The sequence below is a fragment of the Mesorhizobium sp. WSM4847 genome, from assembly GCF_055811335.1.
The window spans coordinates 110,309-126,188 of the sequence record NZ_JBVVPY010000022.1 but is presented as its reverse complement, the minus strand read 5'-3'; the positions used below and the strand labels follow the sequence as shown (position 1 = coordinate 126,188).

The window sequence follows — 15,880 nt, the reverse complement described above, 5'->3', positions numbered from 1 at the left end:
ACGCAGCCGATCGTGCCCATCGACATGCCGAAGCAGTGATAGAGCGGCACCGGGATGCACAGCCGGTCCTCGACGGTGAGCCTGATCGCCAAGGTGACGAAATTGCCGTTGTTGACGATGTTGTTGTGGGTCAGCGTCGCGCCCTTGGGCGCGCCTGTCGTGCCTGAGGTGAACTGGATGTTGATGGCATCGCCGGGTTTCAGCCCCTCGGAGATCCGGTCGAGGCTATCATGCTCGTCGCGCCCGCCCATCGCCAGCACGTCGGTGAAATTGAGCATGCCGGGCGAATGCTCCTCGCCCATGCGGATGACGATTTTTAGCGCCGGCAATTTTTTCGCATCGAGCTCGCCCGGTGTCGCCGTCGCGATCTCCGGCGCCAGCGTCTCGATCATGCCGAGATAGTCGGAGCTCTTGAATTTGACGGCCGTGACCAGCGCTCGGCAAGCGACCTTGTTCAGCGCATAGTCGAGTTCGGCCAGCCGATAAGCCGGGTTGATGTTGACCAGGATCAGGCCGATGCGGGCGGTGGCGAATTGCGTCACCAGCCACTCCCAGCGGTTCGGCGACCAGATGCCGACGCGGTCGCCTTTTGCCAGGCCGAGAGCCAGGAAGCCTGCGGCCAGCGCGTCCACCGTGTCTGAAAGTTCGCTCCAGGTGAAGCGCTTGTCCTGGTCGACGAAGACGGCGGCATCGAGCGTGCCGTATTTGCTGACTGTGTCCGAAAGCAGCGCCGGGATCGTTTGCTGCAGCAGCGGCACGGTGCGCTCGCCCGACACATGCGCCCTGCCGTCGACCGGCGCGACAAACGTGGCCCCATTGCCCGGGCGACGGCCGCGCAGGCTGGTGGCATTCTTCAACTCGTCGAGATTGATCGGCATCGCCGTCTCCTCCGCAGGCGACCCGAGTCTATCAGCCTGCCGGGGTGGTGGAAATCCCGTTGAGGGTACTGGAGCGCAATGCCTCCCCCTTGAGGGCAGAGTGCCTCGCGAAGCGAGGCGGGTGGGGTCGTCTCGCGTCGAGCACTGCCGCAACGACCCCACCCGTCCATCCGCCTTCGGCGGCTGTCCACCCTCCCCTCAAGGGGGAGGGAAGGCACCCATCTTCGCCGCGATGCCGCGCATGACAGCCTCGTCGGCCGCCGCACGCGGCTTCCGCGATGCAACCAGGCAGGCCTGCGAGCGCAGAATGACGCCGTCCGCCAAAATCTTCAGGTGATTGGCGCGCAGCGTCGAGCCTGACGTGGTGATGTCGACGACGACATCGGCCAAACCCGCCGCCGGCGCGCCTTCGGTGGCGCCGAGGCTCTCGACGATGCGATAGACCTGGATGCCGTGCTTTTGCGAAAAAAACTGCTGCGTCAGCCGCCAGTATTTTGTGGCTATCCTGAGCCGCCTGCCGTGGCGCTGGCGGAAATCGGCGGCGACATCGTCGAGGTCGGCCATCGTATCGACGTCGAGCCAGATGTCGGGCACCGCCACCACGACATCGGCATTGCCGAAACCGAGGCGGGCGACGATCTCAGCGCGCGCCGCCCAATCGGCGAGGCTTTCGCGCAACAGATCCTCGCCGGTGATGCCGAGGTCGACCGAGCCCTGGCCGATTTCGCCTGCGATTTCCGAGGCCGACAGGAACGCCACCTCGACCGCTTCCACGCCTTCGATGCGGGCGCGATACTTGCGCTCGTCGCCGGGCAGGCTGACGGCAAGCCCGGCCTTGGCCAGCACCTCCAGCGCCTGCTGCTTGAGCCGGCCCTTCGATGGAATCGCCAGCGTGATCATTGCGCCTTCTCCCGCAACGCTTCGATGCGGTCGAGCCAGACGGAAAAGCCGACGCCGGGGATCGGCGTTTTCGCGCCGAGCAACGTCAGCAGCCGGTCATAGCGGCCGCCGCCGGCCAGCGGCCGGTCACCGTTTTCCGCCGCGATCTCGAAGACCAGGCCCGTGTAGTAATCGAGCGGACGGCCAAAGGCGGCGTCGTAGCGGATTTTTGCCGTGGACAGGCCAAGCGCTTCGATCGCCTTGGCGCGAGCTGAAAAATTCTCCAGCGCCGCGCCCAGCGAAACGCCGGCGCCGGCTGCGAAGGTTTCTAGCGCTTTTGCCGCGCCGTCGAGCGTCACATCGATCGCCAGAAAATCCTTAAGCGCCGAAAATGCCTCGTTCGACAGCCTGACGCTGCGCAGCTCGGCCTTTTCGATCAAGCGCCGCGCAATCTCGGTCGGCGACCGTCCGGCCGACGCCGACAGACCCGCCTGTTCCATGCCGCCGGCGATGTGCGAGGAAAGCGCTTCCAGATTGCCGTCGAGGACAAGGGCTGCGACCGCGCCGGCAAGCTGGCCGTTGCGCGGCGGATTGGCGAGGTCGGCCAGCGCTGCCTCCAGCATCGCCGCCGAACCGAAGGCGCGGGCCAGCCGCATGCGCCAGCCGCGCGGCAGGCCGAGTGCGGCGAGCACCGCCTCGAAAACAGTCTGGTCGCCGAGCGTGATCGTTGGTTCCTGGCCCGGCAGCACCAGCGAAAGCAGCGCATGCGCATCGGCCAGCGATCGGGCATCGGCCTGTGCGATGTCGCCGTCGCCGAGATCCTCGATGCCGGCCTGGAAAAACTCGTTTCCGCCCTCGCGGCGCTGGCGAAACACCTCGCCGAGATAGGAATAGCGGCGCGGCGTGCCGGCTTGACTGGCAATGTGGTCGAGGCAGACCGGGATGGTGAACTCCGGCCGCAGGCAAAGCGTCTGTCCGGTCTCGCTTTCGGTGAGGAAAATACGCCGGCGCAAATCCTCGCCGGCCATATCGAGGAACGGGTCGGCCGGCTGCAGCACCGCCACCTCGACCGCATGCGTGTTGCGCGCGGCGAAGAGTTTTGTGATGTCTGATGCGATGGCGGGGTAGCGGGAGGTCATTGATCGGTTGGGTGCGAGGCACCCCCCTCTGGCCTGCCGGCCATCTCCCCCTCAAGGGGGGAGATTAGTCTCGTCGCAGCCTTCGCCCTATTTTCAAGGTTGAAAGGTAAGTGCCGGCGGTACGGCTGCCAATCTCCCCCCTTGAGGGGGAGATGGCCGGCAGGCCAGAGGGGGGTGTTCACGCGCCGCCCTTCGCACGGTCGGCCGCCTGTGCCGCCAGTATCTTTCTTACCTCGCCAACCAGATCGCTTTCCGCCACCGTCACCTGCGCCGGACGCGCGGAGCGCCATTCGGCGTTGTCCACAATCTCCGCCGACATCCGGGCGCCCTCGATCAGGTCCTTGATCTGCACCTCGCCTTTCGCCCGCTCGTCGCCGCCCTGGATGATGGCGACCGGGCTGCCGCGGCGGTCGGCATATTTGAGCTGCGCCTTCATGCCGGCACCGCCGAGATACATTTCGGAACGGATGCCGGCGGCGCGCAGCTCGGCCACCATTTTCTGGTAGCGGCCGAGACTGTCCGTGTTCTTGTCCATGGTGAGCACGACGACCGGCGCGATCACGCCCGATGTATCGAGCTTGCCGAGGTTCTTCAGCGCCGTCATCAGCCTGGAGACGCCGATGGAAAAGCCGGTCGCCGGCACCGGCTCGCCGCGAAAGCGCGAGACGAGGCCATCATAGCGCCCGCCACCGCCGACCGAGCCGAAGCGGACGATTTTTCCCTCCTCGTTGGGAATTTCGGCCAGCAGTTCGGCTTCGTAGACCGGGCCGGTGTAATATTCGAGGCCGCGGACGACGGAGGGGTCTATGCGAATGCGGTCCGGACCATAGCCGGCAGCCAGGACAAGCGCTTCAATCTCTTTGAGTTCAGCAAATCCCGCTTCGGCCGTGGGGTTGGCCTCAAGTACTCTGTTCCATTTTCCTACATCGTTTTTGAGCCCAGCCTCGACGTGTTGGTTGTGAAGAACGACGGCGACAATGAACGCTGCTTGAACTTCGTCTAGCCCAGCCCCCTTTGTAAAATCCCCCTCGCCCTCTTTACCGCCGTCCCAGCGACCTTTGCCCAGCAAAAGCTTGACGCCTTCCGGTCCAAACTTGTCCAGCTTGTCGATCGCGCGCAGCACCTGCAACCGGCGCCCAGCATTCTCGTCGCCGCCAAGGCCGATCGCCTCCAGCACGCCGTCGAGCACCTTGCGATTGTTGACCCTAATGATGTAGTCGCCGCGCTTGATGCCGAGCGCTTCCATCACGTCGGCCATCATCATCGCCATTTCGGCGTCGGCCGCGACACCTGGCGTGCCGACCGTGTCGGCGTCGAACTGCATGAACTGGCGGAAGCGGCCAGGGCCGGGCTTTTCGTTGCGGAACACCCAGCCGGAGCGGTAGCTGCGATAGGGTTTCGGCAGGCGCTCAAAGTTTTCAGCGACAAAACGGGCCATCGGCGCGGTCAAATCGTAGCGCAGCGACAGCCACTGGTCGTCGTCGTCCTGGAAGGAGAACACACCCTCGTTCGGCCGATCCTGATCGGGCAGGAATTTGCCCAGCGCATCGGTGTATTCGATCAGCGGCTGGTCGACCGGCTCGAAGCCGTACAGCTCATAGACCGAGCGGATCGTCGCCATCATCTTCTCGACGGCACGGATATCCTCGGCGCCGCGATCGACAAGCCCGCGCGGCAGCCGCGCTTTCATCTTTTCCGATTTGTCGGCCATGGCATGGGTCTTTTCGCTAGGTAAAGCTGACTTGTTTCGAGTGGGCGTGTCCTAACCGATGGGGCTTGGCGCGGCAAGGGTTTGCTCCCTGCCTTCTCCCCGTGCGGGAGAAGCCAAGAAGCTGAAACAATTCCGCCATAAGCGCGGCATCGTGCCGACACAATCGCAGCCGATAAAGCGCGCCGAAACAAGGGGGTCGGGCCATGACCTTGGCGCGGAAATTCGACATCATCGACAGCCGCACCTGCGAACTGCCCGCCCAGTTGCGCCCGGCCGATCATCATGCACCGGGACCTGCAGCCCAAATGGCGGGACCGTTCGAGGTTGCCGCAGATAAGCGTACGGGGCCGACCATGGGCGATGCGCTGCTGACCAGCCTGCTCGTGATCTATCCGGCTTTTGCCACGATAGCGGCTATCGTTGCCGGGCTCTTTCTGGCGGGCGCCGGCGGCGCTTGAGTTTTTAAGCTCCCCCTTGCCTTCTCCCCGTGTGGGAGAAGGAAAAAGAAGGGAGCTACTTCGGCCTTTTGAACGCGTTGCGCTCCACCTCGACCTGCTCGCGGCAGACACAGCCTTCGAGATGGTCGTTGACCAGCCCCATGGCCTGCATGAAGGCGTAGACGGTCGTCGGGCCGACAAAGCTCCAGCCGCGTTTCTTCAGCTCCTTCGAAATCCGCACCGAGACTACCGTGGTCGGATTGGCGCGCAGATGGGCGAGATCGACGATTTCGGGCCGTTCGTCCGGGCCGGGTTCGAATTTCCAGAACCAGGCCGCCAGCGAGCCGGCCTCGTCGGCCAATTCACGCGCGCGCCTGGCGTTGTTGATGGTCGAGACGATCTTGCCGCGGTGACGAATGATGCCGGCATTGCCGAGCAGGCGCTCGACATCCTGTTCGGTGAAGGCGGCGATCCTGTCGATATCGAAGCCGGCGAACGCCTCGCGAAAATTCTCGCGCTTGCGCAATATGGTCAGCCAGGACAGGCCCGACTGAAAGCCTTCGAGGCAGATCTTTTCGAACAGCCTGCGGTCGTCGGCGACCGGCCGGCCCCATTCGTGATCGTGGTAGTGCAGATAATCCGGCAGATTGCCGTGCCAGAAGCAGCGCGCGATACCATCGGGTCCGGCGAGCAGGCCTGTCTTCTCATCCATGGCGGAATTCCATTGCTTAATGCGCCTCAGCGCTGCCTTTACCGCGGCTTTACCAGATTCCTGAACCGGCCGGTAACCACACCGAAAGCTTTACTGACAATGCAGCATTTTACGCATTCCGATTCACGTTTCGGTTGCTGCTCCGCGCCCAATGTTCGCGACATCGGGGACGCTTGTGCGCCCCGGCATGTTCGACGATCAGGGTGCGTTCCGATGAAGACATTTTTGTTCCCGCTGCTCGGCGCCGCAGCTGTGCTGGCCACTGCCGCTACATCCTCCAGCGCCAACGACCGCTATGCCGACAGGCCGCCGGTGATGGTGAGCCCCGACCTTTCGGCGCCCTGGGTGCTGCAGCTTGGCCGCGCGCCAGGCATCGTCCGCCAGAACCGGCAAGAGATGCAAAAGCCGCAGCGCCGTTCTCAGCGGCAGGCGCAACCGGCTCAGCTGCACACGGCGGCGGTGCAGGCGCCGTCAAAGAAGCGCATTATCGCGCGCCCGCAGATCAACCCGATCTATCTGCCGCAGGAAGTCGCCTATGACGGCCCGGAGAAGCCGGGCACGATCGTCATCGATACGCGGGAGAATTTCCTCTATCTGGTCGAGAACAACGGCAAGGCGCGGCGCTATGGCGTCGGCACCGGCAAGCCGGGCTTCGAATGGGCCGGCAAGCACAAGATCTCGCAGAAGAAGGTCTGGCCCGAATGGCGACCGCCGGCGCAGATGATCTCGCGCGAGGCCGCCAACGGCCGTTATCTGCCGACCTATGTCGCCGGTGGCGTCGAGAACCCGCTCGGCGCGCGCGCGCTTTATCTCGGCTCGACGCTCTACCGCATCCATGGCACCAACCAGCCATGGACGATCGGCGGCGCGGTGTCGTCGGGCTGCATTCGCATGCGCAACGAGGACGTCGTCGATCTCTATGAGCGGGTCGATGTTGGCACGACGGTTGTGGTGATGTAATCTGCGGTTGATTTTGTTGCCGAGTCTGTCAAGAAGTCTCGGGATCATCAGAATACGGGGGACGGGCCGTGTGGGGATACGGTCGGTCACGAAAGGGCAGTGCGGCAATCCGCGCTGCCCTTTCTGTTTCCGGGACGCCATAGGATAGTTTGGCAGGGTCGGGTGGTACGTCGCGCCCGCGGCATGGCGGTTCGCATTCTCGCTGCCATTCTCCTCGGTATTTTGCTATGTCGGCTGCAACGCTTCCAGACAAAGGCCTAGCACAATGTCCCTGTCCGATGACAGCCGCTATCTCCGGGGCGGTCCGGTCGCCCAACGCATCATCGCCTCGGTGCGCGAGGATGCAGCGATCGCCACCGCCGAAGGCTTTCCGGCCAAACTGATATCGATCACCGTCGGCGACACGGCTGCAGTCGATGTCTATGTGCGCAACCAGCGCGCCAAGGCGGCACTGGCCGGTATCGGCTTCGAGGAAAGGCGGTTTGCCGCCGACATCACCGCCGGCGAACTCGAAGCGGCGATCCATGGCCTGAACGCCGATCCGCGCGTCACCGGCATCATCATCCAGCGGCCGGTGCCGGTGCATATCCCGATCAAGACGCTGCAAGCGGCGGTGCATCCGCTCAAGGACGTCGAGGGCATGCATCCGGCCTCGATCGGCAACATCGTCTACAACCAGCTCGACCTCGCACCCTGCACGGCCGCCGCTTCGGTCGAACTGCTCAGGGAAACCGGTCTCGATCTCAAGGGGCTCGAGGTCGTCATCGTCGGTCACTCCGAGATCGTCGGCAAGCCGATCGCCTTCCTGCTGATGAGCGAGGGCGCGACGGTGACGGTGTGCCACCACATGACGCGCTCGGTGGCCGCGCATGCGCGGCGTGCCGATGCTCTGTTCGTCGCCGTCGGCAAGCCGCGGCTGATCAAGGCCGACATGGTCAAGCCCGGTGCGGCCGTCATCGACATCGGCATCAATTCCGAGATCGGACCGGACGGGGAGAGCCGCATCGTCGGTGACGTCGACGCCGAGAGCGTCAAGCATGTGGCGTCCTGGATCACGCCGGTGCCGGGCGGCGTCGGCCCGATCACCGTGGCGATTCTTTTGCGCAACACGATGGTGGCGCTCAGCCGGCAGCGCGCGCGCTACCATGCGACCTATGGCGTGGTGGACAAGCTCGCAGCGGAATAAGCCGGCAGCGCCGGTGGATCACTCCGCCGCAACGGCTGCCCTGCTGTCCGGAACGCCCTCCGGCTGCGGCCCGCCATAGGCCCAGTCGAGCAGCTTTATCGTGTGCACCACCGGCAGTTTCGCGGCGGACGCAATCTGGGTGATGCAGCCGATGTTGCCGGTGGCGACGATTTCAGCACCGGTCGCCTCGATATTTCTCACCTTGCGGTCACGCAGTTGAGCCGAAATCTCCGATTGCAAAATGTTGTAAGTGCCGGCCGAGCCACAGCACAAATGCCCCTCGCGCGGCTCGCGCACGACGAAGCCGGCTTTGGCCAGAAGCTCCTTCGGCTGGCGGGTGATTTTCTGGCCGTGCTGCATCGAGCAGGCGGAGTGATAGGCGACGATGGTGCCGGGCTTGCGCACCGGCTCGGGCAGATCGATGCTTGCCAGATATTCGGTGATGTCCCTGGCCAGCGCCGACACCCGCGCCGCCTTGTCGGCATAGGAGGGATCGAGGCGCAGCATAAAACCATAATCCTTGATGGTGGTGCCGCAGCCCGACGCAGTGATGACGATGGCATCCAGCCCGCCTTGGGCGATGGCGCGCGTCCAGGCGTCGACATTGCGCCTGGCCGAGGCAAGGGCTGCCGCCTCGCGGCCCATGTGATGCACCAGCGCGCCGCAGCAGCCCTCGCCCTCGGGAACCACGACCTCGACGCCGAGCCGCGTCAGCAGCGCGATCGTCGTGTCGTTGATGGCGGGATCGAGCACGGACTGCGCGCAGCCGGTAAGGATGGCGACGCGGCCATTTTTGCTCGTGCCCTGCCCGGCATGAATGCCCGGTGAAGCCATTGGCGAGGCCGCAGCAACCGACGCCGGGGCGAGCTTGAGCATCGCACCCAGCGGCTTCAGCGCCGGGAGCTTTTCTAGCAATCCGGCGAATGGCTGGCCGAGCTTTACCAGCTTGAGCGCAGCGCGAAACCGCGAGGGATAAGGCAGGACCAAGGCCAGCATGGCGCGCGTCAGCCGATCGGGCAGCGGCCGCTTGTAGGTTTCCTCGATATGGACGCGGGCGTGGTCGACCAGATGCATGTAGTTGACGCCCGACGGGCAGGTTGTCATGCAGGCGAGGCAGGACAGGCAACGGTCGATATGGGTGACGATCTGCTTGTCGGCCGGTCGGCCGTTCTCCAGCATGTCTTTGATCAGGTAGATCCGCCCGCGCGGCGAATCCAGTTCGTTGCCAAGCGTCACATAGGTCGGGCAGGTGGCCGTGCAGAACCCGCAATGCACGCATTTGCGCAGGATCTTTTCCGATTCCGCGACATGCGGATCGGCAAGCTGGGCAGCTGAGAAATTGGTCTGCATCTCGTACCTCCTAAGCCATGCGGCCGGGGTTGAGGATCGCCTTCGGATCGAATTCGGCTTTGAGCCGCGCCGACAATGCTGCCAGGTGCGGCGCCTGCGGCTCGAACACCGGCACAGCGGCGCGATGCGAAGGGGCGGCGCGCACCAGCGTCGCATGGCCGCCGCCATACTGTCTCACTACTGCTCGCAGAAGATCGGCTTCGGGATCGCCATGCTCCATGCGCAGCCAGATCAGTCCGCCCTGCCAGTCATAAAAGGCATCGACGGCCGCCTGCATGCGCAGCGCCAGCACCATCTGGTGGCCTTGCGCCGGCGCCATCGACACGCGCCACACCGGCTTTTCCAGGCCGTCGGCAAACGGCGCACAATCGCGGATATCGCGCCAGACCGAATGCGAAGTCTCGCCCGAGATTTCCTCGAGCGGGCCGGCATTTCCGAGCAGATCTTTCAGCGCTGCGATGCGGTAGGCGACCGATGGGCCGAACCCCTCGACGCGCAGCAATGTCGCGGCGGTGCTGCCGAGACCGCCGCCGGCGACCCGTGCGGCAACGCGTTCGGGAAGATGGGCAGCACTCGACACTTCGGCGCTGGAACCGAGCGCCAGCGCCATAGCGGCCGCGGCATGATCGTCGAGCAGGCCGCGCACAGCCAGCGTGACTTCGGTCTCGGCAGCGGGCAGCACCTTGAAGGTGACGTCGGTAAGAACGGCAAGCGTGCCCCAGCTGTTGGCCATGAGCTTGGACAGGTCATAGCCGGTGACGTTCTTGACCACGCGGCCGCCCGATTTGAACGCCTCGCCACGCCCCGAAACCGCTGCAATGCCAAGGATATGGTCGCGCGCCGCCCCCGCCTTCAGCCGGCGCGGACCGCAAAGGTTCGCGGCCAGTACGCCGCCGATCGTGCCTTTCCCCTTTTCGCCGCCGAGCAGCGGGCCATAATCCAGTGGTTCGAAAGCGAGTTGCTGGCCGTTTTCGGCAAGTAATTTTTCGATCTCGGCGAGCGGCGTGCCGGCCTTTGCTGACAGCACCAGTTCAGCCGGCTCGTAGAGCGTCACGCCTGACAGTTTCGACAGGTCGAGCGTGTGCTCGGTCTGCAGCGGACAGCCGATGCCGCGCTTGGAGCCATGGCCGAGGATTTCGAGCGGCGTTTCTTCCGCCGCCGCCCAGGCGACAGTGGCGAGAGTTTCGGCGGTGGTGGCGGCGGTGAAGGTGGTCATGGCTGTCCTGGGCACACATCGGCCGCAGACCCCCTCTCCGTATCGGGCTTTGCCCGAGCCGCCTCTGCCCCGCTTTGCGGGGGCGAGGAACCGCCATTTCGCGACGCTACCATCAAAACCTCGGAATATCCGGAAACGCCGTCTGGCCGCGATGCACGTGCATGCGTCCGAGTTCAGCGCAGCGGCGAAGCTGCGGAAACACCTTGCCCGGGTTGAGCAGATGGTTGGGGTCGAATGCGCATTTGACCCGCATCTGCTGGTCGAGGTCGATCTGGTTGAACATTTCCGGCATCAGGTCGCGCTTCTCGACGCCGACGCCGTGCTCGCCGGTCAGCACGCCGCCGACCTTGACGCAAAGCCGCAGGATGTCGGCGCCGAAACTTTCCGCCTTGTCGAGCTCGCCCGGCACGTTGGCGTCATAGAGGATCAGCGGATGCAGATTGCCGTCGCCGGCGTGGAATACATTGGCGACGCCGAGCCCGTATTTTTCGGAGAGTTCCCGCATGCCGTGCAGGACGCGCGGCAGTTCCTTGCGCGGGATGGTGCCGTCCATGCAGTAATAGTCCGGCGAGATGCGGCCGACCGCCGGAAAGGCCGCCTTGCGGCCGGCCCAGAAACTCAGCCGCTCCTGCTCCGATTGCGAGATGCGGCATGTGGTCGAGCCGTTCCTATAGGCGATTGCCTCAACCAGGCCGATCAGATGATCGACCTCGACGCCCGGCCCGTCGAGTTCGACGATCAGCAGCGCCTCGACATCCAGGGGATAGCCGGCATGGACGAAATCCTCGGCAGCATGGATCGCCGGGCGGTCCATCATCTCCATGCCGCCCGGGATGATGCCGGCGCCGATGATGTCGGCGACGCATTGGCCGCCCTGCTCGCTGGTCGGGAAGCCGATCAGCAGCGCGCGCGCCGTCTCCGGCTTCTTCAGGATGCGCACGGTGACCTCGGTGACGACGCCGAGCAGCCCTTCGGAACCGGTCATCACCCCGAGCAGGTCGTAGCCTTCCGCGTCGAGATGCTTGCCACCGAGCCGCACCACCTCGCCGTTCATCAGCACCATCTCGATCCCGAGCACATTGTTGGCGGTGAGGCCGTATTTGAGGCAATGCACGCCGCCGGAATTCTCCGCGACATTGCCGCCAATCGAGCAGGCGATCTGGGAGGATGGATCGGGGGCGTAATAAAAGCCCTCCTGCTCGACGGCGGTGGTGATGCCGAGATTGGTGACGCCCGGCTGGGCGACGACGATGCGGTTGGGAAAATCGATCTCGAGAATGCGGTTGAACCTGCTCATCACCAACAGCACGGCGTCTTCCAGCGGCAGCGCGCCGCCGGACAGCGAGGTGCCGGAACCGCGCGGCACGACGCGGATGTTGCGGTCGTTGCAATATTTCAGCACGCGCGAGACCTGCGCCACCGTTTCTGGCAGCACCACGACCAGCGGCAACTGCCGATAGGCGGTGAGGCCGTCGCTCTCGAAGGCGCGCATCGAATTGGCCGCGTCGACAACGCCCTCGCCGGGCACGATGATGCGCATATCGGCGACGATCTCGTCGCGCCGGCGCATCGTGGCGTCGTCTGGCTTCGGCATCAGCAGGCCGGACATCGACAGTTCCTTCGATCGACTGGTAAAAATCTTTTACCAGCGGCAGGCGCTTGTTGCAAATCCTGCTTTGGCCGAAATCGGAAGCCGATACCGGGACGATCTTGCGCGGGTCGGCGAGAGGGAAGCGCTGACTTTCTCCCCCCTCGAGGGGGAGATGGCGGCCAGAGGGGGGCGTCTCACGTAAATCGCCGACGTCGTGTCCGGCCGCGAAACGGGGTTGGCGCTCCATGCGAGACGACCCCTCTGTCGCCTTCGGCGACATCTCCCCCTCAAGGTGGGAGATTGCCTGCCTACTCGCCTGCCGGCTTGGCGGGTTCGGAGTGCAGGCGGCGCACTCGGCGCACGCCCCACCAGACCAGCAGGATGGCGAGCGGCACCGAGGCGGCGGTGACGACCTCGGGCGCGACGGCATGGCCGAAGATCGAGGCGCCCTTGGCGAGATAGCCGATGAGCCCGACGACGTAGTAGGAGACGGCGGCGACCGAGAGACCCTCCACCGTCTGCTGCAGCCGCAATTGCAGGCGGGCGCGGTTGTTCATCGACGCCAGCAGGTCGCGGTTCTGCTTCTCGACCTCGACGTCGACCCAGGTGCGCAGCAGCGTGGTGGCACGGGTGAGTTTGGTCGACAGATTGGCCTGACGCTCCTCGACCGAACGGCACGTGCGCATGGCGGGGGCGACGCGGCGCTGCAGGAAGCCGCCCCAGGTGTCGTAGCCGGGCACCGCCTCTTCCTCCAGCGCCTCCAGCCGTTCGCGGACGATGCCGTCATAGGCGCGGCTGGCGCCGAAGCGATAGAGGCTGGAGGCTGCATCGGCCTCCAGTTCGGCGGCAAGCTCGGTCAGGTCGGCAAGCAGCGTCTGGTTGTCGCGGGTTTTGGCGACCTTCATTTCCAATGTGGTCTGCGCCAGCCTGTCTTCGATGCGGCGGGCGCGACCGGACAGCATCAGCGCCAGCGGCAGGCCAAGCATGGCCAGCGTGCGGTAGGTCTCGATATCGATCAGCCGCTGCGCCAGCGCGCCGGTGCGTGCCGGCGTCAGGCCGCGGTCGAGCACCAGCATGCGGGTCATGCCGTCACCGTCCTGGCGGAAATCGGTGACGATGGCGGCGTTGCCGCGCTCGACCAGCGAATAGCACAGGCTGGTCGGGTCGAAGCCGGCGATCAGCCTTTCGCTCGCCTGCGTCCATTTGCGGATTTCGAGCCTGATGCCGGAAATCACCGTTCCCGGCGGCGAAAAGCCGTTGCCGAAAGGCGAACCTTCCTGGCGCTGGCCGCTCTCGGAGAGCGGTCCTTCCCATAGATAGGTGGAGAATTCCGTATGCCGTTCCCAGCGCAGCGAGCCCTTGCCCCACTTCATCGCGTGGTGGCGGGCATGAGGGTCAGGCGCGGCGATGCCGAGGCGCCGCGACAGTTCGGAAAGCACTGCCTGGTCGACGCCGGAGCCGGCTTCGGTCATGAACGAAAGCTGCACCAGAACGCGCGGCTTCTCGACCAGCGGATGCGGACGGGCGTGAACCTCGCCGAGCGCGCCAGGCCGTCCCTCATGCGCGGGAAAGCCCATGACGCTGCCCTCGACGCGCGGCTGGAATTCGAGATTGGACGGGTCATCTGCCACGGCTGGTCCCCCGGGCCTGGTGCACTCGCGTCCCTCTAGAGCCAATTGCCGGGGCACGCAAACAACAAATTAGCCGAAAGCGATATGCCGGGACGACGTCGGCCCCGGCCAAGCGGGCAAACTGGATAAATAATTTGACCAGTTGCCGACACTGGCTTTATCCTGCGCGACACCGGTTCAATCCCCAGGCCATCCCCGTTGAGCGACATTTTCTCCAGGATCGAGCATTCCCGCACCGCCGACGAGGTGGTGCAGCAGATCGAAAGCCTAATCCTAGAAGGCGTTCTGCGCACCGGCGACAGGCTGCCGGGCGAGCGCGAGCTGGCGCGCCGGTTCGAGGTGTCGCGGCCGATCCTGCGCGATGCGCTGAAGGCGCTGGAGGGGCGCGGGCTTTTGACGACCCGGCCCGGCGGCGGCACCCATGTCGCCGACGTCATCGGCCAGCTGTTCACCAAGCCGGTGACGGACTTGATCTCCATGCACCGCAAGGCGGCGACCGACTATCTGGAATACCGCCGCGAGATCGAGGCGGTGGCGGCCGAGTATGCGGCGCGGCGCGCCACACCAGACGATCTGGCGCTGCTCGACCGCATCATGGCGCGCATGGACGAGGCGCACCGGACCGGCAATTTCGACGACGAGGCGGAAATCGACGTCGAGTTCCACCACGCGATCTGCGAATGCGCGCACAACATCATCCTGTTGCACACGCTGCGCTCGTGCTACCGGCTGCTGTCGGAGGGCGTGTTCCAGAACCGGCTCCTGGTGTTCAACGTGCCGGGCGCGCGCGAGGCGCTGCTTTCGCAGCACCGGGCGATCTACGCAGCGGTCAAGGCCGGCGATCCGGCGGCCGCACGGCAGGCGGCGATGGACCACATCACCCATGTCGAACGCACCATGGCCGAGGCCGAGCGCAGCGGCGACTGGCAACGCGTGTCGCGGCTGAGGCTGATGCAGCGCTCAGAAGCCGGCGACAGCGAGCCGGCAAGAAAACGCTCGTGAGAGCCGGCCAAGAATTACGACGAATTAGCGAACCATCAGCGGGAAGCCCATGAGCATGATCCTCACCATCGCCGATCTCAAGGACCTGGCGCGCCGCCGCGTGCCGAAGATGTTCTTCGACTATGCCGATTCCGGTGGATGGACCGAAAGCACCTACCGGGCCAATGAGGAGGATTTCCAAAAGATCAAGTTCCGCCAGCGCGTGCTGGTCGACATGAGCAACCGCTCGCTGGAATCGACCATGATCGGCGAGAAGGTGGCGATGCCGGTGGCGCTGGCGCCGACCGGCATGACCGGCATGCAGCACCCCGACGGCGAGATGCTGGCGGCGCAGGCGGCGGAGGAATTCGGCGTGCCGTTCACGCTGTCGACGATGAGCATCTGCTCGATCGAGGATGTCGCATCGGTGACCAGGAAGCCGTTCTGGTTCCAGCTCTATGTGCTGCGCGACAAGGATTTCGTCCTCAGTCTCATCGACAGGGCGAAGGCGGCGAAGTGCTCGGCGCTGGTGCTGACGCTCGACCTGCAGATCCTCGGCCAGCGCCACAAGGACATCCGCAACGGACTGTCGGCGCCGCCGCGCTTCACGCCGAAGCATGTCTGGCAGGTGGCGACCAGGCCGAGCTGGTGCCTTGGCATGGCCGGCACCAAGCGCCGGACCTTCCGCAACATCGTCGGCCACGCCAAGGGCGTCGGCGACCTCAACTCGCTGTCGTCGTGGACGACGGAGCAATTCGATCCGCATCTGTCGTGGAAGGACGTCGCCTGGATCAAGGAGCGCTGGGGCGGCAAGCTGATCCTGAAGGGCATCCTCGACAAGGAGGACGCGCTGATGGCGGCCAAGACCGGCGCGGACGCGATCATCGTCTCCAATCATGGCGGACGCCAGCTCGACGGCGCGCCGTCGTCGATTTCGGTGCTGGAAGAAATCGCCGACGCGGTCGGCGACACGATCGAAGTGCATATGGATGGCGGCATCCGCTCTGGCCAGGACGTGCTGAAGGCGCTGTGTCTCGGCGCCAAGGGCACCTATATCGGCCGGCCTTTCCTCTACGGGCTCGGCGCGCTCGGCAAGGATGGAGTCACCAAAGCCTTGGAAATCATCCGCAAGGAGATGGACATCACGCTGGCACTGTGCGGAAAGCGTCTGGTGACCGACATGGGCAAGGATCAGCTTCGGCGTTAGAC

14 protein-coding genes are annotated in these 15,880 nt (G+C 64.9%); 5 read left to right on the top strand and 9 right to left on the bottom strand.

What is annotated here, in order from left to right; all coding sequences use genetic code 11:
* The 4 genes from AC0L28_RS26975 to hisS form a co-directional block, all read right to left on the bottom strand.
* Positions 1 to 878 (bottom strand): AMP-binding protein (locus AC0L28_RS26975; RefSeq protein WP_473481270.1); only part of this gene is annotated, 878 nt, incomplete at its 3' end.
* Positions 879 to 1,076: 198 nt separating this feature from the next.
* Positions 1,077 to 1,778, bottom strand: a complete 702-nt coding sequence (gene hisG / locus AC0L28_RS26970) for an ATP phosphoribosyltransferase (protein WP_023800357.1) — start codon at positions 1,776 to 1,778, stop codon at positions 1,077 to 1,079.
* On the bottom strand, positions 1,775 to 2,896 hold the full coding sequence (locus tag AC0L28_RS26965) for an ATP phosphoribosyltransferase regulatory subunit (protein WP_023800356.1): 1,122 nt from the start codon (positions 2,894 to 2,896) through the stop codon (positions 1,775 to 1,777). The genes hisG and AC0L28_RS26965 overlap by 4 nt, the downstream gene beginning before the upstream one ends.
* A 178-nt stretch (positions 2,897 to 3,074) precedes the next feature.
* A complete protein-coding gene (hisS, locus tag AC0L28_RS26960) occupies positions 3,075 to 4,607 on the bottom strand; it encodes a histidine--tRNA ligase (protein ID WP_473481267.1) in 1,533 nt (510 codons plus the stop codon).
* A gap of 203 nt (positions 4,608 to 4,810) precedes the next feature.
* Here hisS and AC0L28_RS26955 point away from each other — a divergent pair, with 203 nt between their 5' ends.
* Positions 4,811 to 5,065, top strand: coding sequence for a hypothetical protein (locus AC0L28_RS26955; protein WP_473481265.1), 255 nt, complete (start codon positions 4,811 to 4,813; stop codon positions 5,063 to 5,065).
* 55 nt (positions 5,066 to 5,120) lie between these two features.
* Here the strand turns inward: AC0L28_RS26955 and AC0L28_RS26950 are convergent, their stop codons facing one another.
* Positions 5,121 to 5,756: a DNA-3-methyladenine glycosylase I gene (locus tag AC0L28_RS26950; RefSeq protein ID WP_128166177.1), complete on the bottom strand. Its 636-nt coding sequence runs from the start codon at positions 5,754 to 5,756 to the stop codon at positions 5,121 to 5,123.
* Between the two features lie 213 nt (positions 5,757 to 5,969).
* On the opposite strand from AC0L28_RS26950, the gene AC0L28_RS26945 reads away from it, so the two are divergent.
* A complete protein-coding gene (locus AC0L28_RS26945; protein ID WP_023800352.1) occupies positions 5,970 to 6,716 on the top strand; it encodes a L,D-transpeptidase in 747 nt (248 codons plus the stop codon).
* 265 nt (positions 6,717 to 6,981) lie between these two features.
* On the top strand, positions 6,982 to 7,902 hold the full coding sequence (locus AC0L28_RS26940; RefSeq protein ID WP_128166173.1) for a bifunctional 5,10-methylenetetrahydrofolate dehydrogenase/5,10-methenyltetrahydrofolate cyclohydrolase: 921 nt from the start codon (positions 6,982 to 6,984) through the stop codon (positions 7,900 to 7,902).
* 18 nt (positions 7,903 to 7,920) lie between these two features.
* On the opposite strand, the gene glcF is transcribed toward AC0L28_RS26940, so the two are convergent.
* The 4 genes from glcF to AC0L28_RS26920 form a co-directional block, all read right to left on the bottom strand.
* Complete coding sequence (glcF, locus tag AC0L28_RS26935) at positions 7,921 to 9,252, bottom strand: glycolate oxidase subunit GlcF (RefSeq protein WP_473481263.1); 1,332 nt, start codon at positions 9,250 to 9,252, stop codon at positions 7,921 to 7,923.
* 10 nt (positions 9,253 to 9,262) lie between these two features.
* Positions 9,263 to 10,468, bottom strand: a complete 1,206-nt coding sequence (locus AC0L28_RS26930; protein WP_473481261.1) for an FAD-binding protein — start codon at positions 10,466 to 10,468, stop codon at positions 9,263 to 9,265.
* Between the two features lie 112 nt (positions 10,469 to 10,580).
* Positions 10,581 to 12,077 (bottom strand): FAD-linked oxidase C-terminal domain-containing protein, encoded by a 1,497-nt coding sequence (locus AC0L28_RS26925; RefSeq protein WP_091597500.1) that lies wholly within the window; start codon positions 12,075 to 12,077, stop codon positions 10,581 to 10,583.
* Positions 12,078 to 12,367: 290 nt separating this feature from the next.
* On the bottom strand, positions 12,368 to 13,690 hold the full coding sequence (locus AC0L28_RS26920) for a DUF3422 family protein (protein WP_128247901.1): 1,323 nt from the start codon (positions 13,688 to 13,690) through the stop codon (positions 12,368 to 12,370).
* Between the two features lie 198 nt (positions 13,691 to 13,888).
* On the opposite strand from AC0L28_RS26920, the gene AC0L28_RS26915 reads away from it, so the two are divergent.
* Together AC0L28_RS26915 and AC0L28_RS26910 are read left to right on the top strand one after the other, a co-directional pair.
* The gene (locus AC0L28_RS26915; protein WP_128247900.1) at positions 13,889 to 14,692 is read left to right on the top strand and encodes a FadR/GntR family transcriptional regulator; all 804 of its coding nucleotides are present in this window, start codon (positions 13,889 to 13,891) and stop codon (positions 14,690 to 14,692) included.
* Between the two features lie 49 nt (positions 14,693 to 14,741).
* The gene (locus AC0L28_RS26910) at positions 14,742 to 15,878 is read left to right on the top strand and encodes an alpha-hydroxy acid oxidase (protein ID WP_473481259.1); all 1,137 of its coding nucleotides are present in this window, start codon (positions 14,742 to 14,744) and stop codon (positions 15,876 to 15,878) included.
* Positions 15,879 to 15,880: the final 2 nt, after the last annotated feature.